General features: G+C 68.7%; 23 protein-coding genes and 2 tRNA genes. 4 read left to right on the top strand and 21 right to left on the bottom strand.

Annotated elements, in window-relative coordinates:
* The first annotated feature begins 4 nt into the window (after positions 1-4).
* Positions 5-1,006 carry a hypothetical protein gene (locus ABT070_RS03600; protein WP_351754027.1) on the top strand — a complete coding sequence of 334 codons (1,002 nt, stop codon included), beginning with the start codon at positions 5-7 and terminating at the stop codon, positions 1,004-1,006.
* A 76-nt stretch (positions 1,007-1,082) separates the two neighbouring features.
* On the opposite strand, the gene clpX is transcribed toward ABT070_RS03600, so the two are convergent.
* The 5 genes from clpX to ABT070_RS03625 all read right to left on the bottom strand — a co-directional run bounded on the left by clpX (position 1,083) and on the right by ABT070_RS03625 (position 6,379).
* A complete protein-coding gene (gene clpX, locus ABT070_RS03605) occupies positions 1,083-2,372 on the bottom strand; it encodes an ATP-dependent Clp protease ATP-binding subunit ClpX (protein WP_351754030.1) in 1,290 nt (429 codons plus the stop codon).
* 182 nt (positions 2,373-2,554) lie between these two features.
* Positions 2,555-3,235 (bottom strand): ATP-dependent Clp protease proteolytic subunit, encoded by a 681-nt coding sequence (locus tag ABT070_RS03610; protein ID WP_351754032.1) that lies wholly within the window; start codon positions 3,233-3,235, stop codon positions 2,555-2,557.
* A gap of 413 nt (positions 3,236-3,648) precedes the next feature.
* Positions 3,649-4,254 carry an ATP-dependent Clp protease proteolytic subunit gene (locus ABT070_RS03615; protein ID WP_028806515.1) on the bottom strand — a complete coding sequence of 202 codons (606 nt, stop codon included), beginning with the start codon at positions 4,252-4,254 and terminating at the stop codon, positions 3,649-3,651.
* Positions 4,255-4,670: 416 nt separating this feature from the next.
* Complete coding sequence (gene tig, locus ABT070_RS03620; protein ID WP_351754034.1) at positions 4,671-6,056, bottom strand: trigger factor; 1,386 nt, start codon at positions 6,054-6,056, stop codon at positions 4,671-4,673.
* Between the two features lie 246 nt (positions 6,057-6,302).
* Positions 6,303-6,379 (bottom strand) — tRNA-Pro (locus ABT070_RS03625).
* A gap of 165 nt (positions 6,380-6,544) precedes the next feature.
* On the opposite strand from ABT070_RS03625, the gene ABT070_RS03630 reads away from it, so the two are divergent.
* Positions 6,545-6,615: transfer RNA gene (locus ABT070_RS03630), tRNA-Gly, on the top strand.
* Between the two features lie 69 nt (positions 6,616-6,684).
* On the opposite strand, the gene ABT070_RS03635 is transcribed toward ABT070_RS03630, so the two are convergent.
* The 14 genes from ABT070_RS03635 to ABT070_RS03700 form a co-directional block, all read right to left on the bottom strand.
* Entirely contained in the window at positions 6,685-7,854 is a 1,170-nt protein-coding gene (locus ABT070_RS03635) for a tyrosine-type recombinase/integrase (RefSeq protein WP_351754037.1), read from the bottom strand.
* The gene (locus ABT070_RS03640) at positions 7,854-8,075 is read right to left on the bottom strand and encodes an excisionase family DNA-binding protein (RefSeq protein ID WP_351754040.1); all 222 of its coding nucleotides are present in this window, start codon (positions 8,073-8,075) and stop codon (positions 7,854-7,856) included. Before ABT070_RS03640 ends, ABT070_RS03635 begins: the two co-directional genes overlap by 1 nt.
* Positions 8,068-9,486 carry a replication initiator protein RepSA gene (repSA, locus tag ABT070_RS03645; protein ID WP_351754043.1) on the bottom strand — a complete coding sequence of 473 codons (1,419 nt, stop codon included), beginning with the start codon at positions 9,484-9,486 and terminating at the stop codon, positions 8,068-8,070. The genes ABT070_RS03640 and repSA overlap by 8 nt, the downstream gene beginning before the upstream one ends.
* Positions 9,487-9,488: 2 nt before the next feature.
* A complete protein-coding gene (locus ABT070_RS03650; RefSeq protein ID WP_351754045.1) occupies positions 9,489-9,695 on the bottom strand; it encodes a hypothetical protein in 207 nt (68 codons plus the stop codon).
* 5 nt (positions 9,696-9,700) lie between these two features.
* Positions 9,701-9,886: a hypothetical protein gene (locus ABT070_RS03655; protein WP_351754047.1), complete on the bottom strand. Its 186-nt coding sequence runs from the start codon at positions 9,884-9,886 to the stop codon at positions 9,701-9,703.
* A gap of 93 nt (positions 9,887-9,979) precedes the next feature.
* A complete protein-coding gene (locus ABT070_RS03660; protein WP_351754050.1) occupies positions 9,980-10,525 on the bottom strand; it encodes a GGDEF domain-containing protein in 546 nt (181 codons plus the stop codon).
* Between the two features lie 3 nt (positions 10,526-10,528).
* Positions 10,529-10,843, bottom strand: a complete 315-nt coding sequence (locus ABT070_RS03665; RefSeq protein WP_351754052.1) for a SpdD protein — start codon at positions 10,841-10,843, stop codon at positions 10,529-10,531.
* Between the two features lie 14 nt (positions 10,844-10,857).
* Positions 10,858-11,013, bottom strand: a complete 156-nt coding sequence (locus ABT070_RS03670) for a hypothetical protein (RefSeq protein WP_328479507.1) — start codon at positions 11,011-11,013, stop codon at positions 10,858-10,860.
* 12 nt (positions 11,014-11,025) lie between these two features.
* Positions 11,026-11,214: a mobile element transfer protein gene (locus ABT070_RS03675; protein ID WP_351754055.1), complete on the bottom strand. Its 189-nt coding sequence runs from the start codon at positions 11,212-11,214 to the stop codon at positions 11,026-11,028.
* 20 nt (positions 11,215-11,234) lie between these two features.
* A complete protein-coding gene (locus ABT070_RS03680) occupies positions 11,235-11,903 on the bottom strand; it encodes a DUF2637 domain-containing protein (RefSeq protein ID WP_351754058.1) in 669 nt (222 codons plus the stop codon).
* Positions 11,900-12,172: a hypothetical protein gene (locus ABT070_RS03685; protein WP_351754060.1), complete on the bottom strand. Its 273-nt coding sequence runs from the start codon at positions 12,170-12,172 to the stop codon at positions 11,900-11,902. Before ABT070_RS03685 ends, ABT070_RS03680 begins: the two co-directional genes overlap by 4 nt.
* A 79-nt stretch (positions 12,173-12,251) precedes the next feature.
* Positions 12,252-12,431, bottom strand: coding sequence for a hypothetical protein (locus ABT070_RS03690; RefSeq protein ID WP_351754062.1), 180 nt, complete (start codon positions 12,429-12,431; stop codon positions 12,252-12,254).
* A complete protein-coding gene (locus ABT070_RS03695) occupies positions 12,428-13,768 on the bottom strand; it encodes an FtsK/SpoIIIE domain-containing protein (RefSeq protein WP_351754064.1) in 1,341 nt (446 codons plus the stop codon). Before ABT070_RS03695 ends, ABT070_RS03690 begins: the two co-directional genes overlap by 4 nt.
* 2 nt (positions 13,769-13,770) lie before the next feature.
* On the bottom strand, positions 13,771-14,097 hold the full coding sequence (locus tag ABT070_RS03700; RefSeq protein ID WP_030792406.1) for an SCO3933 family regulatory protein: 327 nt from the start codon (positions 14,095-14,097) through the stop codon (positions 13,771-13,773).
* Between the two features lie 190 nt (positions 14,098-14,287).
* On the opposite strand from ABT070_RS03700, the gene ABT070_RS03705 reads away from it, so the two are divergent.
* Together ABT070_RS03705 and ABT070_RS03710 are read left to right on the top strand one after the other, a co-directional pair.
* Entirely contained in the window at positions 14,288-14,608 is a 321-nt protein-coding gene (locus ABT070_RS03705) for a putative quinol monooxygenase (RefSeq protein WP_351754067.1), read from the top strand.
* Entirely contained in the window at positions 14,605-15,843 is a 1,239-nt protein-coding gene (locus ABT070_RS03710) for a helix-turn-helix domain-containing protein (RefSeq protein ID WP_351754069.1), read from the top strand. Before ABT070_RS03705 ends, ABT070_RS03710 begins: the two co-directional genes overlap by 4 nt.
* Positions 15,844-16,434: 591 nt before the next feature.
* On the opposite strand, the gene ABT070_RS03715 is transcribed toward ABT070_RS03710, so the two are convergent.
* Complete coding sequence (locus tag ABT070_RS03715; RefSeq protein WP_351754071.1) at positions 16,435-17,163, bottom strand: TRADD-N-associated membrane domain-containing protein; 729 nt, start codon at positions 17,161-17,163, stop codon at positions 16,435-16,437.
* Positions 17,164-18,105: 942 nt separating this feature from the next.
* Positions 18,106-18,300, bottom strand: a complete 195-nt coding sequence (locus ABT070_RS03720; RefSeq protein WP_351754074.1) for a hypothetical protein — start codon at positions 18,298-18,300, stop codon at positions 18,106-18,108.
* Positions 18,301-18,356: the final 56 nt, after the last annotated feature.

Here is an 18,356-nt window from a genome sequence, read left to right on the forward strand (position 1 = left end):
AGAAATGAGTCACAACCAGCCGGGCCCGTACGGCGGGCCGCCCCAGCAGCCCGGACCGTACGGCCAGCCCGGCCCGTACGGTCAGCCGCCACAGGCACCTCAGCCCGGCTACGGCTACCCCCAGCAGCCTCCCGCCCCGCAGCCCGGCTACGGCTACCCGCAGCAGCCCCCGCAGGGCGTCCCCCCGCAGACCCCGCCCTACGGCCAGCAGCCGCCGTACGGCCAGCAGCCGACGCCTCCTTACGGCCAGCAGCCCCCCTACGGCCAGCCTCCCTACGGCGTCCCGCAGCCCCCGCCGCCGAGCGGCGGCGGGAAGAAGGCCGGCATCATCGTCGGCGCGGTCGCGGTCGTCGCCGCGATCGGCGTGGGCGCGTACTTCGTGATCGGCGGAGGCGGCGGCGCGGGCGGCCTGAAGGACGACGGCGCCCACAAGCTGGCCACGCCGACGAAGGTGCTCACCGAGTACACGCGGGCCTCCGACGACGGCGCGAGCGCCGGCGACGACACGGCGGCGGAGCTGGAGAAGAGCGGCGTCAAGGACGGCAAGTCGGTCATCGGCGTCTACTCGACGGCGGACCTGAGCGGGTACGACCCCGAGGACCCGAGCACCGTCCCCGACGCGTCCGAGCTCGCGACGGCCAAGGGCATCACCTACGCCGGCGCCTACGGCACGATCGCCGACCCCGAGACGGCGCTCGACGCCTTCTTCGCCGGCTTCAAGAAGTCGTCCGAGGAGAGCTCCTCCGAGTCCAGCAGCAGCGGCGCCGCGACCGAGCTGGTCGGCGAGCCGGTGGCGGCCGACCTCGACGGCGCGGTCATGAAGTGCCAGGCGGCCAAGGGCACCGACACGCTCACCAAGCAGGAGAAGACCGACTGGTTCTGCGCCTGGGCCGACTACAGCACCATCGCCATGGTCTCGCCGGGTGACGCGACGAAGGGCATCACCAAGGACGTGGCGATCGACATCACCACGAAGCTGCGTGACGAGGTCCGCGTCAAGTCCTGACGCTCCGCACTGCTCGACCTCACGACGAAGGGGCCCCGGTCGACCGACCGGGGCCCCTTCGTCGTACGGGTGTGGATCAGGCGGTCTTCTGCTCGCCCGGGCCGCGGCCGCCGCGCGCGTCACGCGGGATCAGGGTCGGGTTGACGTTGGAGAGGACCACGTCCGCCGTGATGACGACGCGGGCCACGTCCTTGCGGGACGGAACCTCGTACATGACCCCCTGGAGGACTTCCTCCATGATGGCGCGCAGTCCGCGCGCGCCGGTCTGGCGGAGGATGGCCTGGTCGGCGATGGCCTCCAGCGCCTCCCGCTCGAAGTCCAGCTCCACACCGTCGAGTTCGAAGAGCCGCTGGTACTGCTTCACCAGCGCGTTGCGCGGCTCGATCAGGATCTGGAGGAGCGCCTCGCGGTCCAGGTTGTGGACCGAGGTGATGACCGGGAGACGGCCGATGAACTCCGGGATCATGCCGAACTTGACCAGGTCCTCCGGCATGACGGCCTCGAACTGGTCCTTGGACTCCAGCTCGCGCTTGGAGCGGATCGTAGCGCCGAAGCCGATGCCCTTGGCGCCGGCCCGGGTCTCGATGATCTTCTCCAGGCCCGAGAAGGCGCCGCCCACGATGAACAGCACGTTCGTCGTGTCGATCTGGATGAACTCCTGGTGCGGGTGCTTGCGGCCGCCCTGCGGCGGGACCGAGGCGGTGGTGCCCTCCAGGATCTTCAGCAGGGCCTGCTGCACGCCCTCGCCCGACACGTCACGGGTGATGGAGGGGTTCTCGCTCTTGCGCGCGACCTTGTCGATCTCATCGATGTAGATGATCCCGGTCTCGGCCTTCTTGACGTCGTAGTCCGCGGCCTGGATCAGCTTCAGCAGGATGTTCTCGACGTCCTCGCCGACGTAGCCCGCCTCGGTCAGCGCCGTGGCGTCGGCGATGGCGAACGGGACGTTCAGCATGCGCGCCAGGGTCTGTGCCAGGAGCGTCTTGCCCGAGCCCGTGGGGCCGAGCAGGAGGATGTTGGACTTCGCCAACTCGATGGCGTCCTCGCGGCCTTGGGCGCCGCCGTTCTCACCCGCCTGGACGCGCTTGTAGTGGTTGTACACCGCGACCGACAGGGCCTTCTTGGCGGGCTCCTGGCCCACCACGTAGCCCTCGAGGAACTCGTAGATCTCGCGCGGCTTCGGGAGTTCCTCCCAGCGGACCTCGCTCGTCTCCGCGAGCTCTTCCTCGATGATCTCGTTGCAGAGATCGATGCACTCGTCGCAGATGTACACACCGGGCCCTGCGATGAGCTTCTTGACCTGCTTCTGGCTCTTGCCGCAGAACGAGCACTTGAGCAGATCGCCGCCGTCACCGATGCGTGCCACGGTGTGCTTCCCCTTCGCCTGGGAGACGACTGGACGCTTTCGAATCCAGCGGCTCCTGGTGCTGCCTTATCCCGACGGTACCTTGCCGGGCCCCCCGTTCGGGCCCCCCTTGGCACGGTTCACTGTGACGTGGACCGTGTCACACCGTGCCGAGGGGGGCCCGAACGGGACGACCCCGTGCGCTAAACGAGCGAGTTGTTGTTCAGCTTGCGGGTGGAAATGATCTGGTCGACCAGGCCGTACGCCAGGGCGTCCTCGGCCGTGAGGATCTTGTCGCGCTCGATGTCCTCGCGGATCTTCTCGATCGGCGTGGTCGAGTGCTTGGCCAGCATGTCCTCCAGCTGCGCACGCATCCGGAGGATCTCGTTGGCGGCGATCTCCAGGTCCGAGACCTGACCGCGGCCGGTCTCGCTGTAGGGCTGGTGGATCAGCACACGCGCGTTCGGCAGCGCCATGCGCTTGCCCGGCGTACCGGCGGCCAGCAGGATCGCCGCGGCGGAGGCCGCCTGACCCATGCAGACCGTCTGGATGTCGGGCTTCACGAACTGCATCGTGTCGTAGATCGCGGTCAGCGCCGTGAAGGAGCCGCCGGGGCTGTTGATGTAGACCGAGATGTCCCGGTCGGGGTCCATCGACTCCAGGCACAGCAGCTGCGCCATGACGTCGTTGGCGGAGGCGTCGTCGATCTGCACGCCCAGGAAGATCACGCGCTCCTCGAAGAGCTTCGCGTACGGGTCGTACTCGCGGACGCCCTGGGAGGTGCGCTCGACGAAGCGCGGGATGACGTAGCGGGATTCGGCGCGAGGGCCGGTGTATTCGGCCTCGGTGCGGGCGTAGATGCCGCTGCCGGGGAAGTCGTTCACGGTGTCTCCTGAAAAGAGGACTGGGGCGGTGGGCTGGAGGGGCTGGATGGGGCGCTGACGGCTTCAGGGGGCCTCTGTGGCCCAGGAGGCCCGGCGGGGCCCCTGAGGGCTCCGGGCGGCCTCCCAGGGCTCCCAGGGACTTCCGGGGGCTTCGGGGCCTCCGGAGAGGCTCCGAGGGAGCTCCTGGAAGTCCGGGAGTCCCGGAGGGCCTCCCGGGGGCTCCGGGACTCCCGGTGCCGCCGGGTGCCGCTCGGTGCCTCCGGCGGGCTCCCGGGGCTTCGGAACTCCGGGGCCTTCGAGGGCTTTCGGAACTCCGCGGGGCTCCGGGGTGCTCCCGGAGACTCCGGAAGGGGCTCAGGGAGTCAGGGGGCTCCGCGGAGCGCCCTGCGTGGCCCTGCTGCCGTCAGTGGTCCTCAGGCCGCCCCGGTACCGCCGCCGCCCGGCATGCCGGCAGCCGTCGGGATGACGTCGTCGATGAGGCCGTACTCCTTGGCCTCGAAGGCGTCGAACCAGCGGTCGCGGTCCGAGTCGCGGGTGACCTGCTCGACCGTCTGGCCGGTGTGCTGCGAGGTCAGCTCGGCCATGCGCTTCTTGGTGTGCAGCAGCCGCTCGGCGTGGATCTTGATGTCGGAGGCCGACCCCGCCAGACCCGCGGAGGGCTGGTGGATCAGGATCTCGGCGTTCGGCAGCGCGAAGCGCTTGCCGGGAGTGCCCGCGCTGAGCAGGAACTGCCCCATGGAGGCCGCGAGGCCCATGGCGATGGTCACCACGTCGTTCTTGATGAACTGCATCGTGTCGTAGATCGCCATGCCGGCCGTGATCGAGCCGCCGGGGCTGTTGATGTACAGGTAGATGTCCTTGTCCGGATCGGCGGCAAGGAGCAGCAGCTGTGCGGTGATCTTGTTGGCGATGTCGTCGTCGACCGCCTGGCCGAGGAAGATGATCCGCTCGCCGAGCAGCCGGTTGTAGACCTGGTCGCCGAGGCCACCACCGATGGGGTCGCCGGCGGCTGTGGGCATCAGATTCGTCACGTATCCACCTGCTCGTCTTACGACGGCGCCGGGCCGTCTCACGTGTACTGCTGGGGGCAACGGAGACTCCCCTGCCCTCGTACTCATGGACCCTAACGCGCGGGTCCCTTCGGAGAATCCCGGAGAGGAGGGTGTTCGCCGGGGGCGTAGACGGGGGGCTCCCGTTCGCGAGCCGGCGCGGGCCGTCACGCGGACGATCGTGGCCGGTCGCGCTCCGCAGCGGAGCCGCGGACCGGCACCCCGCCCGCGCCTCCCGGGCAGGCCGTCCCGCCGACCGCACCGACGACCGCCCCGCCGACCGGCCGAGGGCCTCCCGCCGGCCGTCCCGCCGGATGACAGAAGGGCCCCGGAGCGCATACCGCCCCGGGGCCCTCATGTCTGCGTCAGAGGAGACGCGAGGCCGCTCAGGCCTCGGTCTTCTCCTCGGTGTTCTCCTCGGAGGTCTCCGCCTCGGCGGCGGCCTCCTCGGTGTCTTCCTCGTCGTCCAGGTCGATGACCTCGCCGTTGGTGTCCTTCACCGTGGCGGACTCGACGACCGTGGCCAGAGCCTTGCCGCGCGCGACCTCGCCGACCAGGAGCGGAACCTGGCCGCCCTCGACGACCGCCTGGGCGAACTGGTCGGGGGACATGCCGGAGGAGGCGGCACGGCGCATGAGGTGCTCGGTGAGCTCCTCCTGGTTGACGTTCAGCTTCTCGCGCTTGACGAGCTCGTCGAGCACGAACTGGGTCTTGATGCCCTTGACCGCGGCCTCACGGGTCTCGGTCTCGAACTCCTCGGCGGTCTTGCCCTGGATCTCCAGGTACTTGTCGAGGTCGAGGCCCATCTGGCCGAGCTGGTGGTGCTCCAGGTTGTGCTTGCGGGTGTTGACCTCGTCCTCGAGCAGCTTCTCGGGGACGGGCACCTCGACGAGCTCCAGCAGCTTCTCCAGGACGCGCTCCTGGGCCTGCGTGGCCTGGTCGTACTGCTTCGTGTTCTCGAGGCGCTTGCGGCTGTCCGCCTTGAGCTCCTCGAGGGTGTCGAACTCGGAGGCGAGCTGCGCGAACTCGTCGTCCAGCTCGGGAAGCTCGCGGGCGGCGACCTGGGTGACCTTGACGGTGACCTCGGCCTCCTTGCCGGCCGCCGAGCCGCCCTTGAGCTCGGAGGAGAAGGTGGCCTCGCCACCGGCCTCCAGGCCCTTCACGGCCTCGTCGATGCCTTCCAGCAGCTCACCCGAGCCGATGGTGTAGGACACGCCGCTGGCGACGCCGTCCTCGAGGATCTCGCCGTCGACCTTGGCCTCCAGGTCGACGGTCACGACGTCCCCGTCCTCGGCGGCGCGCTCGACCGGGGAGGTCGAGGCGAAGCGCTCGCGGAGCTGCTCGACCGCCTTGTCGATGTCCTCCTCGGACACCTCGACGGCGTCGACCTCGACCTCGATGGAGGAGAAGTCCTCGGGGAGCTCCAGCGACGGGCGGATGTCGACCTCGGCGGTGAAGTTCAGCGTCTCGCCGTCCTTCAGCTCCGTGATGTCGACCTCGGGCTGGCCGAGGACGTCGATCTCGGCCTCGTTGACCGCCTCCGTGTAGAACTTCGGCAGCGCGTCGTTGACGGCCTCCTCCAGCACGGCGCCACGGCCGAAGCGCTGGTCGATGACCCGGGCGGGGATCTTGCCCTTACGGAAGCCCTTCACCGTGACCTGCTGGTTGATCTTCTTGTACGCCGCGTCGAGGCTGTCCTTGAGCTCCTCGAAGGGCACCTCGATGCTGAGCCGAACCCGAGTCGGGTTCAGGGTCTCCACGGCGCTCTTCACGGTTCGGTCTCCTTGGGGGCTGACTTCTTGGTTTCTGCCGGAGCCAGACCGGCTCCCGCGGATGTGCCGCCCGGAGGACTTACCAGAGGATGAGGCATACGGGCGTGCAGCTTGCATAGTAACGGCAGCGACGACACGCCCCAAAGGCGATCAAGCGAGGTGACCGCGCAGATGGCCGAGGACGGCCGGTGATGGCCGTTCATCGGTCACCGATGGTCGAGTCGATGACCGCTGGTGGCCGGTCGTTGGTCGGGGTGGCGGGATTTGAACCCACGGCCTTCCGCTCCCAAAGCGGACGCGCTACCAAGCTGCGCCACACCCCGTCTGGTGCGACACGTAGGGTACATGCCCGCAGGCCGCCTGACCGCCGCTTTTGCCGAGCCTCGGGGCGCGCCGCGGCGGGCCCCGGAAACGGGGTGTGCGCGGCAGGTCGCCGACCCGCTACGATGCCTGAAGTGCCGCGGTCACTGACCTGCGGCGTGTTGTGTGCGGGCGTAGCTCAATGGTAGAGCACTAGTCTTCCAAACTAGCTACGCGGGTTCGATTCCCGTCGCCCGCTCTGTACGGCTCAGGGCCAGGTCGGAGGTTGATTTCTCCGCCTGGCCCTGATCGTTTTCGGGGGCTGCGTTCAGCCCGTCGTGCCCCCCGCGTGCCCCTTGGGCTTTCGATCTTGCTTCTTCTTGGCTTTCCGAGCTTCCTTGCGCCCCTTGTTGACGAGCCCGCTCACGGCGTCGGCGATCAGTCGGTCACGGTCGGCGCTAGCGTGCTGATAGATCAGCGCGGCGCGAGCGCTGCTGTGACCCATGCGCGCCATCAGCTCACGCGTGCTCGCCCCGGTCGACGCGGCGAGGGTGTTGCCCGTGTGGCGGAGATCATGGAAGTGCAGGCCCTTGATCCCGGCATCCGAACACGCCTTGTGCCACAGCCGGTTGAAGTGGTTGCGGCGAGGAGTCGCACCCTTGGCTCCGACAAACACCCGACCGTCAGCACCGTGTTCGGCGTACAGGTCCAGGTGTACACGGATCTCCGAGAGGATCGCGGCCGGAATGGCGACGGTGCGCTTGCCGGCCGCGCTTTTGGGTGCCTTGATCTCCCGCTGCCCGTTGTTCAGTTCGGCGACGGCCCGGCGCACGCGCACGGATCCACCGTCGAGGTCGACGTCACGGCGATGCAGCCCGATCAGCTCGCCGAAGCGGAGGCCGAGGAAGCCGGCCATGAGCACGAGCGCCCGGTAGCGCGGCTGGATCGCGTCGGCCAGGTCGTACACCTCTCGCACCGTCGCGGTCGGCCGTTCGGGGGTGTGCACGGTGCTGGCTCCTATGATCGTGCACGGGTTGCGCCGGATCATCAGATCACTTACAGCCGTGCGCATGATCCCGCGTAGTAGGGCGTACGCGTTCGCGACGGTGGTCGGGCCCGTGCCTTCGGCGAGTTTGTCAGCGCGCCAACGGCGGACGAGCGGGGGCGAGATCTCGGCGACGTTGACCGCGCCGAAGGTGGGCTCGAGGTGCTGACGCAGGAGCGACCTGTAGAGCTGCCGTGTGGTGGTGGCCAGCTCGCGTTCCCTGATCCACGCGGCGGCGTACTCGCTGAACGGCACCTTTCCGGCGTCCGGGTCGTGCCAGTCCCCGCGCCGCATCTCGGTCTGTTTGTCGGCCAACCAGTCGTCAGCGTCCCGCTTGGTGGCGAAGGTGTCCGGGGCGGGCCGCAGGAGCCCGTCAGGGCCAACGTAGCGGGCCTGGTAGCGGCCGGACGGCAGCTTGCGGACCCGGCCGAACTGTCGACGCTTGCCGGCCATCAGGCAGCCACCTTCCGGGCAACGGACCCGCGACGAGGCTGCACCATGTTGGCCGCGATGAAGGCTTCAACCACGCTCTCCGGGATGCGGACGTAGCGACCGACCTTGACGTACGCGATCCGGCGCTCTTCGATCAGGCGACGCGGGAAGCGCTCCCCGCTCTCCTCCCAGGTCCCCAGCCGTACAGCGACCTGAGCCACATTGAGCAGTCGGTCAGCCATGCTCGCCCTCCCTCGTGTCTGCGTGCAGTTCTCCACGTGCGGTCTCGCGGTTGAGTTGGATGTCGCGGCGGATGTTGGCGGCGAGCCAGGATTCGCCGGGGGTGTGGCCGTGGCCGGCGTAGGACCAGTGGGCGAGGGTCAGGGTCGTTGCCTCCGTGTCGTCGGGATCGGGCAGGCCGAGGGCTTCGCGCTGTTGGGCAGCGCGGTAGTCGGCGCGGGTCTGGCGGAGCGCGCCAAGGGTGGTCGAGTAGCGGCGGGACTTGGTGGAGAAGTGGCCGCGGAAGCCGAGCATGTGAGCCCAGTCACGGAGCTTGCGGTCCGGGTAGAGCGGGTGGAGGTCAAGGCAGGCTTCGATGAGCCTGCGGGGGTGATCGGGGACGCCGAGGAGGACGAGGGCTTCTTTGTTGCCGATGCGTCGGTCGACGGTGCCGGTGGTCTCGGCTGCTTTGGTGGCGTACTTGGCGACGTAGGAGGCGACGGCCTGTTCGGTGATCTCTTCGCCGTGGCCGAAGGCGCCGATCTCCTGGACGTCGAGTTGGGTGCCCCAGCGCAGGGTGCGGGCCGGTTCGGTGCGGGCCGGCTGGTCGGGGTGGGGCTGATACCGGGCGGGTGGCACGTCGACCGCGACGCGGGCAGCGGCGGCATGAATCGCACCGGTGAGGAGGGCGAGGGTCGCCCAGGCCGGGGGCGGGGAGTCGGGTCCGTCCGGTCCGTCGAAGCGGATCACTGCGTGGAAGTGCACGGCACCGCGCTTCTGGTACTCAGCGACCTTGCCGAACGAGATGCGCGCCTGCTCATGAGCGTCTTTCTGCGTGAGGCCAGCCCGCTTCGCGATCTCACGGCGCAGGTAGATCGTGAAGTACCGCCACAGGTCGGATGCGTGGTTGTTCCACAGCACCGCGCCCGCGTAGTCGTACGTGCCGGCGTTGAGCGGGGTACCGAGTTCGGGCGCGTCCTCGCCGTGGCGGGTGCCGCAGCGGCAGGGCCGGTTGCCGGGGCGGTTGTGGACCGGGCCGAAGGACGGGGCGGTCAGGGTGGCGAAGACGCGGGGGTGATCGCGGATGGTGTGCGGGGTGCCCTTGGCGGGGTCGCCGACGAGTCCGGCGCGGATCAGGTGGTAGGTGTCGCCGGCGTAGGTCCAGGCGCAGGAGGGGCAGCGCGAGGCACGGCGGTTGCCGCAGGCGATCCGGAGTCGGCCGCCGGGCTCGGTGTCTGTCGCGTAGTGGTGCAGGACGTGTCCGGTGGCCTTGTCGCGGGTGACGGTCGAGCCCTGGAGGTGGATGGGGTCGGTGCAGCCGCCGGTTCGGCGGATCTGGTCTTGGATGCGGTCGAAGCCGGGGGACCCGGCCAGCCTCAGCACGTCGGCGAGGGTGGCCGGGTCCAGGCCCGCCGCGGTGGCGGTGTCGGGCACGGTCACTTCCTCCGGTGGGCGGGGCCGTGGTTGTCGGTGTAGTCGTCGACCAGGGCCTTGACGTCGTTGTCGCCGTTGGCGTGGTCCTCGGCACCGCAGCCGCCGCATACGTAGTCGCCTTGCGAGCGGGTGTACTGCGTGCCGCCGCGGACGCGGAGGCCGGGACTTTCCTCGGTCGGGATGAGGTTGGCGGGCAGTTTGCGGAACATGCCGGTCACCTCCCGGCCGGGACGGTCGAGGCGGTGGCGGGACGGGTGCGGCCGGTGCCCTTGCAGGTCGGGCAGGTCACGCGGAGGGTGACGCGGGTGCCGTCACGGTGGCGGGTGCCGGTGGTGATGGCGGCGGTGGCGAAGCCGTCGCAGTCGCGGCAGACGGGCGTGTTCCGGGCGTGCTGGGGCATGATGAGGCTTCCCTTTCGGGTCCGTTGGATCTGGATGGGGTCAGGCGCCCGGAGCGGCGGAAGTTTGGCGACCGAGGCCGCTCCGGGGGCCGTTCAGTTGTGGACGTTGCGCCTGCCGTGTCCCTTGGCCGCGTACATCCCGGCGTCGGCGGCGGACAGTGCGTCGGTAAGGGTCGGGACCGGCAGGTCGGTGCGGTGGCAGGAGCCGACCGAGGCGGAGACCAGCAGCAGCACGCCGGCGTGCGGGACGGGCCGGGCGAGGGTGCTGCGCAGGGTGTCGAGTCCCGGGGTGTGGCGGGGGTCGGTGACGATGGCGGCGAACTCGTCTCCCCCGAGCCGGGCGGCGATGCCGTGACGTCCGCACCAGTCACGCAGCCGGCGGGCAGTCGCGGTGAGGACCGCGTCCCCGGCGGCATGGCCGTGGGTGTCGTTGGTGGCCTTGAAGTCGTCCAAGTCGATCAGGACGACCAGTGCCGCCGGGTGCCGGATGAGCAGGTGTTCGGCGCGGGTGATCCATCCGGCACGGGTGTGCAGGCCGGTCAGCGGGTCGCGGCGGGCGGTGGCCAGGCGGCGGACGAGGAGCCCACCATGGACGGCCCAGCCGAGCGCCGGTAATGCGGCGGCGATCACGGTTTCCATCGCTCACCTGCCCTTGTGCAGGTCGTTGACGAGCCCGCGCAGGACAACGGCGACGACGGCGACGGAGACGCCTGTGATGGCGACCGCGAGCAGGAGCGAGACCAGGACGGCGCCGACGACGAGGACGACGGCCCCACCGCCGGCGGCGAGGGCGAGGGCACTGCCCGGGGTGAGCTGGACGGTGGGCCGGTTGGAGACCGGGGCGGCCGGGAGCGGCGCCGTGGCCGACGGCTGAACGGGCGCCGCGGTGTGGACGGTCGGGGCGGGGGCCGTGGCGGGCGGAGCAGTGTCCTGGGGCGGGTACTTCGGCGTGAACACGAGGGCGGTCCCTTCTACTTGACGATCGTGGCGATGGTGGGGGCGAGGAAGCTGTCGGCGACGAGGTAGCCGCCGAGGAGGAGCAGGGCGACCAGCCACCACGGCGGGCGGGCGAGCTTGATGCCGAGGTAGCCGACGGCGATCACGGCGAGCCAGAGGGGGACGTCCATGACGAGGGCCTCCTAGGCGGTGCAGCGGTGGGTGCGGGCGGCAAGTTCGGCGGCGGCGCGGTCGCGGTAGTCGGTGGAGAAGCCGCAGCCGGGGGCCGTGCAGGCGGCGGTGTGCATCTCCCGGCCGCGCCGGTCGTAGTAGGTGGCGACCTGGACGGGGCCGATGCGGATGCGGTCACGGAAGCGGCGGTGAACGGCCATGGGTGATCTGTCCTTTCCGATCAGGTGAGTTGGAGTTGTGCGGCGATCGCTGCGCTGGTCGGTTCAGGCAGGCCCAGTCGGGCGGACAGGACGTCAGCGGGCATCGGGCTGCCGGTAGAGGCCCGATGGGCATCGGCGATCTTTCGAGCGTGGTCCAGCAGCGCGGCCGGGACCGCGGAGACGTCAGCCGTGGGCTGCGATGGGGCGGGGGCCAGTTCCGGCACGGTTAAGGCCGGGCCGGAGATGGGTTCGTCGGTGCGCTGCATCTCGACTTCCGGCGCGGCCGGTTCGTCCACAGCCTGTGCGGGAGCGGCCGGTTCGGCGGGGCTGTGAACCAGGAGCGTTCCGCCGAGGAAGGCGAGGGCGGGCCAGCCGGCGACGAGGATCCGCAGCCAGGACGGCACGTTGCCGAGGTCGAGGAGCCCGGCGGTCGCGATGTTCGCACCGAGCGAGGCGGTCAGGGCGATCACGAACCAGGTCCACGCGGAGCGGTCCCGACGAGCGGTCCGCAGACGACGCCAGGCGGCGACCAACAGCAGGTCGACCGAGATCGGATAGGCCCAGGCTTTCCAGCCGGTCTGTCCGGCAGCTTCGGCCAGGTCATGCAGGTGGGCGAAGGACAGCGCGCCGGCGATGACGGCTTGGACAAGAACAGCATCCGGGCGCAGGGACTGTGTCGAGGCGCTCATGTCTGGCTCCGCGGAGGGCGGCCCAGGACCTGGGCAACGGCGTCGCGGTCGACAGCGGTGTAGGCGGTGCGGACGCCGGACACCGAGAGCCCTGCCGCCTCAGCGAGCGACGCCAGCGTGTAGGGACGCGGGCCAGCGAACTCCCTGCCATAAGCCAAGTGGGCTCGTATCTGCTGGTCCAACTGATCGCGCGCGTTCCGGAGGGCGGCGAGCTGGCTGAGAAACTCAGCCGGCGGGAGGGTGTTCAGCGCTGTCACGTGCTGAGGCATGGGAAGGGCCTCCCTATTCAGGCGAGACGGATGAGGATCGGAGCCGGGTTGGGGTCGACAGCCCGGCTCCAGGACGCCTTCAGCCATCGGCTGAGATCACGCCAGCGCCGAGGCAGTTGAGGCAGAGGCCGGTCTGTTGGCCGACCGGGCGTCGCTTGCGGCCCACGTGGACGGTGCGGGAGACCTCTCCGGAGCCCAGGCAGACCGGGCACTTCGGAGGTTCCGGGGCGGTGGCCTTTCGCGCGACCACGGCGATCACTCCGTGACCGGGCGGGGCTTGACCAGGGACGGACCGGCCGCCGGAGTCTCAGCGGGCACGAAGGGGCGGAAGGGGTCCAGGAACGGCAGGTCCGGGACCAGGTGGACGAACTCCCGACAGACCGCGATCACTTCGGCCTTGGAAGTATCCGGGGTGCGGATCTTCGACCAGCCACCGGAGGCATCCGCCGCGACGGCCGTTCCGGGGCGTTCCATCGGAATCTGGCTCGCGACCGGAACAGCGTCGGGAGCGACGTCCGCCAGGCCCATTTCGGCGGTCTGTTTGTCGTTGACACGGTGCACGACCCGACCGGTGAGCTGGGCCCGGAGCATCGTTGCGCCTTTGCCCAGTTCGGAGCCGAAGCGTTGGCCACAGATCTCCAGGTAGATGCCGGCCGCCCGGGCCATCTGAGCCAGCCGGATCAGCGAGGTCACGAGATGCTCGCGCCGTTCCTCGTCCTTGCGCGAGGAGATCAGGAAGAGCTCCGCAACCTCGTCGACCAGGACGACCACCGGCACCGGCCGGACGCTCTCTGGCAGCTCCCACAGGTCGGAAGCGCCATGCAGGCTCAGCAGGTCGAAACGCTCTTCCATCTCTGCGACCAGGACACCGAGCAGCGAATCGGCTTCATCCGGGGTGGTGGCCAACGCGGAGAGACGGGGCGCGAAGCCGGACTGTTCCACACCGCGCTTGCAGTCGATGCCGACCAGCGCCACCGGCAGTTGCGCCAGCCCCTTGATCAGGTTGCGCTGGAACATCGACTTGCCGGACAGGTTCGCCCCGAGAGTGAGAGCCATCGGGGCCTTGCGGTAGTCCCGCTCGAACACCGTCGCGTCTTCCCGCAGAGCCACCGGCACGATCAGGTCGCGTGGCCGGGCCTTACGCGGCATCCGCACCCGGCGCAGGACGTCGTAGCCGGTCATCCGCAGCTCCACGAAGCCGGGCTTCGTTTCCACCACGGTCACCGAGTGCACACCCCACGCGTGACGCAGCCGTTCCGAGGACGCCATCAGGTCGGCGGGCTCCAGGCCGGCCGGGAGCCGCAGGGTGACCCGCAGTCCGGTCGACGTGCCGCGCATCCGACGGATCTTCGGCGGAACCGGCTGCACCTCACGGCGGGCGACGTTGCGAGTCACGAACGCCCGCAGGCGCGAGGGCCGGACCGTCAGCCCGCACACGTCCATCGTCGACCGGTACGAGAGAGCGAATCGCCCCCACGTCACCGGCAGGCCGACCAGCGACCAGTACACGCCCGGGGCGCGGTGCTTCGCGTAGCCGAGACCGCCGGCCCCTGCTAACGCCCCTGTGGCTTCGAGCCACACCGACAGGTCCGACATGGTCAGGCCGCCGGGGTGATCGCGACCGCGCTGAACGAGATACCCGAGCGCTTCTCGCCCTTGATCACGTTCTCCCAGTCCCGAGCCTTGAGGCCGATCACCGTGACGGGCATGCCGGGTGCCAGGCCCTCCGGAAAGCCGTTCTCCGGAACGTTGACCTTCAGGAGGTTGCCCTCCCCCTCGTCCGAGACCAGCAGGCCCACGGTCGACATGGCCCGGCCCTCAGCGTTCACGGCCCGCTCGCCGGTCTGGAAGTTCTTCACCTTCGGCTCCGGCGCGGTTGCCACGAACACCAAGGCGGTCGACGTGTCGATCTTGAAAGACGGCATTATGGAGTTCTCCCCTTGTGGGATGAGCCCCGGGCTGCGTTGTGATCTTGGCGGATGGCACGCAGTCCGGGGTGCCTTGTTTCCTGACAACTCCGAAGCTACTCGCAGTTTTTCTGCGGGTCAACAGAAAATCTGCGACTAGCAGCAAAACTCTGAGTCTGCGAGACTGCTACGGGAAGAAGGAGGAGTTATGGCAAACTTTGCTCTCTTTGTCCGCTTCACTCTGCGCGATGGCACGGGAGATGCTTTCGATGCCCTGGTGAAGGAGACGGAAGCGGGGATTCAGGCGCACGAGCCAGGAACGCTGGTCTACGCCTGCCACACGGTCGAGGGAGCGCCCAACGAGCGGATCTTCTTCGAGATCTACGCCGATCGGGCAGCCTTCGAGGAGCATGAACGCCAGCCGCACACACTGCGCTTCTTGAGCGAGCGCACGCAGTACATCGAGAAGACCGATGTGGACTGGCTGGAGCCGTACGCCGGCAAGTACCCGGCCGGGACTGCGAAGTGAGTACTCCCCCGCCCACGACCGGCCAGCGGATCAAGGAACTTCGGCGGACCGCAGGTATGTCGCAAGCCGACCTCGCTACCGCCATGGGGCGATCCGAGAGCTGGGTGTCCCAGGTCGAGCGTGGCGTGCAGCCCGTCGAACGCCTGGCGATCCTTCAGGGCCTCGCCGATGCCCTGGGCGTCTCCGTACGAGAGATCCGTCCCGATGCCTCCCCGTCCCTAGCAGCTCCTGTGGACGAGACCGCCGAGCCGGAGAGCAACGATCTAGACGGCTTGCGCGTGGCCCTCACCGGTCACCCTGCCTTGGGCAGCCTGTTCGACCGCGCACCGACTTCCCCTGCGCCCACGCTTGTCGAGTTCCGCGACCTTGTTGACCAGGCATGGGAGTACGTACACGCATCGAGCTTTGCGGCTTTGAGCGATCACCTTGCCAAGTTGCTCCCCGAAATCGAGGTCGCGGTACGCCACGCGCCGGCAGCCGATCGCGTCGAGCTGCACTCACTCAGGGCACGCAGTTACCAGGCAGCCGCCGCCAGCTTCACCCGGCAGGACCAGGCGGATGCCGCATGGGTAGCCGCGGATCGCGCCTTGCAGGCAGCCGAGATGGCTGGCCAGCCGCTCGAGGTGGTGGCCAGCCTCTTTCGTATGGCTCACGCATTCATGCGTCAGCAGCACATGGACCAGGCCGAGCAAGCCGCAAAGTCGGCGGTCGACGTCTTGGATCCACGGGCAGAGAACCCCGCCTGTCCCCCAGAGGAACTGTCGCTTCTCGGCGCCATGAACCTTGTGCTTGCCGTGATCAACGCACGGGAGGGCAACCGATCCGAGACGCAGGTACACCTCACCCGAGCAGGAGAGATCGCCACGCGTCTTGGCGAGGACCGGAACGACTTCGACACCGAGTTCGGCCCCACGAACGTGAGGCTCCACGCCGTGAGCACGGCCGTAGAACTGGGGGACGCTGGACTTGCGTTGGAGATCGCGGCGGAAGTCGACGCTGGTGGGCTCTCAGCCGAACGTCAGGCACGCTTTCTGCTCGACGTAGCCCGGGCACATTCGCAGCGCCGACACGTGGGCGAGGCGACCGCCGCGCTCCTGGAGGCCGAGACTCACGCGCCCGAGCAGATTCGCGATCACCACTTGGCCCGCGAGATCATCCGCGACCTGATCCAACTATCGGGCCGACGCGTACCCGAGACGCTCCGAGAGCTTGCCGACCGAAGCGGCGTGAGCTGAGTTGTTACAGGTTTCTCTACCTCATCAAGTGCTCGCTTCGCTCGCTCCAGGTGGGCGGAGCCCAGGGGGAAAGAGCACATCGACGGCGGCGGGACCACCTGACGATTCCCGGCACCTCAAGGACTGATCAGTCTTCTCACGTCGTTCGAAAAGGGGCCGCGCACAGCGCGGCGGCGCCGGTCGCCGCCGCCGGGCCTGCCCCTCCTCGTCTTCGCCGCCGGGGCTGGCCCGCCGTCGACGCCCGCGCCCACAAGGGGGCGAAATACATGCCGGGGCTACAAGGGGACAGCTACACGGCTCGCCCACCAGGTACAGGCAAAGACACATGCCTCCGGCGGGGGCGCTCAGGCTCCAGGATGGCGGGGGCACCGTTCGCGAGTGCCGGCCCGTAGATGGCAGGCGCGGGGATGCTGCCATCCCGTCCGCCGTCGACCCAGGCAGAGCCGAGCAGACGCGGCCCAGGGCGTCAAGGTCGTTCGTACAGTGGCGCGCTCCACCTTGACGCCCTGAACCACGCCCGCTCCACGGTGTGTGGGTCGACGGCAGACGGGATGGCAGCGGGGGCAGGTGAAGGGGATCTTCCCTTCCGCCTCAGTGTTGCTGCGTCTGTTCCGGCACCACTGAAGGCGCCTCAAGGAGCTGCGGTCCAATCGCAGGCATCTCGGCGCCTGCGAGTTTCATGATCAGTCCAGCTTGCAGACGGGTCCTCACCTCGGGGTCCGTCACTTCACCAAGCAGTGCAATTGCCTGTTCACCAGCACGTTCGGCAAGCATGTCGGCGCGAAGCGCCTCGGTCTGATCGGCCATGTGCTTCAAGGCAATATCCGCTCGCCGATGCACCAACTGCCCAATCACCGTGGAGACGACACCCGAGCAGCTAGTGACAATTGAAGCGAACATGTCACCGCTAGTCTCTGCTCGCCAGATGGCCAGAGTCACGCCGGAAAGGATCACCAGCACGCCGATCGCAGAGATCACCTGGCTTGCGTAGAAACTGCGGCGCGCCTGAGTGAGCCCGTACGAGTAGTACTCGATCAGCACGCTCGCGAACTGGTCATCTCGCCTTCGCGCATCCTCGCGCGGTTGAGTGCCGTCGCCATCCGGTTCGCCGCCCTCACGGTCAACGACCGCGATGTTGCCGCTAGCAAGGTCGCCCCACGTGATGCCGCCACCAGGTCCCGAGCCGGCTAGACGTTTTGCCGTCTCGCGCTGCTCGCGCTCGAACCCCCGCCTGCTCGACCACAGCGTAAAACCGACGGCGACTCCTGCGGTGGTGGCCCCCAGGGCAGCCGCCGCGGTGGCAAACACGCCATCTTGCATTCGCAGTCCCCATCCCCTAGGCAGCTCACCCCATCGAGGCCGCAAGTGATTCTACGTACTCAACAAGGCTCAGCCAGTCCATACCGAGCAGACCCCGGCTGCAGCACGCCATCCGCCAGCCATGCGCGAGGGGGCATCCCTCAAACGAGTCTAAATCGCGATCTACTGGGATCAAGCTAGATTCGTTCACACTCGAACCCATGGGGGCGGTAGAGGATCGCGAGCGGTACTCATGCCATAGGTACGGAGAGGCGAGCCCGACCGTGTGTGACCGCAGGCGGATCAGCCTCATGACGAGGCTCTGCGAGACGTGCTGGAACGTCTTCGCCAACGAGATGGCCGAGGCCGACGGAGCGACAGCCGCCCCCAGGCCGGAGCCCGAACTCGGCAACGCGTCTTGGTTGAGCCGCCGATTTGCCCGTATTACAGTCGATTGATTCGCATATACCCGACCAACTGAGACCGTTGGGTCAGCCTGGCCACCGCGGAACTCCCCGCCAAGGACGCCTCTGCGCCCTTCCAGTGACGTTTGGCGAGGGTCCCGGATCCTTCCCGCGTCGCCGCCAATATCGTGGCCGTACGGGTCCGTGGAGTCGATCCGCTGCCCAGCGAGCCGGTTGCGCCGGCTCAACCGGATGATGTGCGGCCCGGAGCGGTGAGTCGAGGGTCACACTCAACACTGCGGCGGACCGTGCCCCCAGCGTGCCCGATCGAGCAGCGACCGGCGGGGAGCCGCGGGGAACGTCGGCGAGCGTCGCGAGAACACGCAGGCCAGCGTTTCTCCAGGTCAGCCCGCAACCGCATACGCGGTCTTCCAAACTAGCTACGCGGGTTCGATTCCCGTCGCCCGCTCTGTACGACCCGGGCCGGGTCGGAGATCCACTTCTCCGACCCGGCCCTCGTCATGTCCGGACGGCCCGCCCGGACACGCGGGGGCGGGCCTCAGAAGCTGATCGAGTTGATGGTGTCCGCGAGGGAGTCGAGGAACCGGTTGATCGACGGGGCCATGCCGGTCGAGGCGAGGAAGAAGCCGAACAGGATCGCGACTATCGCCGGCCCCGCCTTGATCGACCCCCCTCGGACGAGCACCACCAGGATGATCGCCAACAGCAGCACCACTGACAGTGAAATGGCCACAACTGATCACACACCCTCGGTCGGTACGCACTCCCGAGACCATCGTGCCACCAACG

It is taken from the genome of Streptomyces sp. NPDC002884 (assembly GCF_040295245.1).
GTDB lineage: Bacteria > Actinomycetota > Actinomycetes > Streptomycetales > Streptomycetaceae > Streptomyces.

Bases quoted from the DNA above. Each gene is read 5' to 3' on its own strand.
- ABT070_RS03705 (WP_351754067.1), top strand. From the start codon at position 14,288: ATGGCAAACTTTGCTCTCTTTGTCCGCTTCACTCTGCGCGATGGCACG.
- ABT070_RS03600 (WP_351754027.1), top strand. From the start codon at position 5: ATGAGTCACAACCAGCCGGGCCCGTACGGCGGGCCGCCCCAGCAGCCC.
- ABT070_RS03635 (WP_351754037.1), bottom strand. From the start codon at position 7,854: ATGGCCGGCAAGCGTCGACAGTTCGGCCGGGTCCGCAAGCTGCCGTCC.
- ABT070_RS03700 (WP_030792406.1), bottom strand. From the start codon at position 14,097: ATGCCGTCTTTCAAGATCGACACGTCGACCGCCTTGGTGTTCGTGGCA.
- ABT070_RS03680 (WP_351754058.1), bottom strand. From the start codon at position 11,903: ATGAGCGCCTCGACACAGTCCCTGCGCCCGGATGCTGTTCTTGTCCAA.
- ABT070_RS03650 (WP_351754045.1), bottom strand. From the start codon at position 9,695: ATGTTCCGCAAACTGCCCGCCAACCTCATCCCGACCGAGGAAAGTCCC.
- ABT070_RS03640 (WP_351754040.1), bottom strand. From the start codon at position 8,075: ATGGCTGACCGACTGCTCAATGTGGCTCAGGTCGCTGTACGGCTGGGG.
- ABT070_RS03660 (WP_351754050.1), bottom strand. From the start codon at position 10,525: ATGGAAACCGTGATCGCCGCCGCATTACCGGCGCTCGGCTGGGCCGTC.
- ABT070_RS03615 (WP_028806515.1), bottom strand. From the start codon at position 4,254: ATGCCCACAGCCGCCGGCGACCCCATCGGTGGTGGCCTCGGCGACCAG.
- ABT070_RS03715 (WP_351754071.1), bottom strand. From the start codon at position 17,163: ATGCAAGATGGCGTGTTTGCCACCGCGGCGGCTGCCCTGGGGGCCACC.
- ABT070_RS03675 (WP_351754055.1), bottom strand. From the start codon at position 11,214: ATGGCCGTTCACCGCCGCTTCCGTGACCGCATCCGCATCGGCCCCGTC.
- ABT070_RS03685 (WP_351754060.1), bottom strand. From the start codon at position 12,172: ATGCCTCAGCACGTGACAGCGCTGAACACCCTCCCGCCGGCTGAGTTT.
- ABT070_RS03670 (WP_328479507.1), bottom strand. From the start codon at position 11,013: ATGGACGTCCCCCTCTGGCTCGCCGTGATCGCCGTCGGCTACCTCGGC.
- ABT070_RS03655 (WP_351754047.1), bottom strand. From the start codon at position 9,886: ATGCCCCAGCACGCCCGGAACACGCCCGTCTGCCGCGACTGCGACGGC.
- ABT070_RS03695 (WP_351754064.1), bottom strand. From the start codon at position 13,768: ATGTCGGACCTGTCGGTGTGGCTCGAAGCCACAGGGGCGTTAGCAGGG.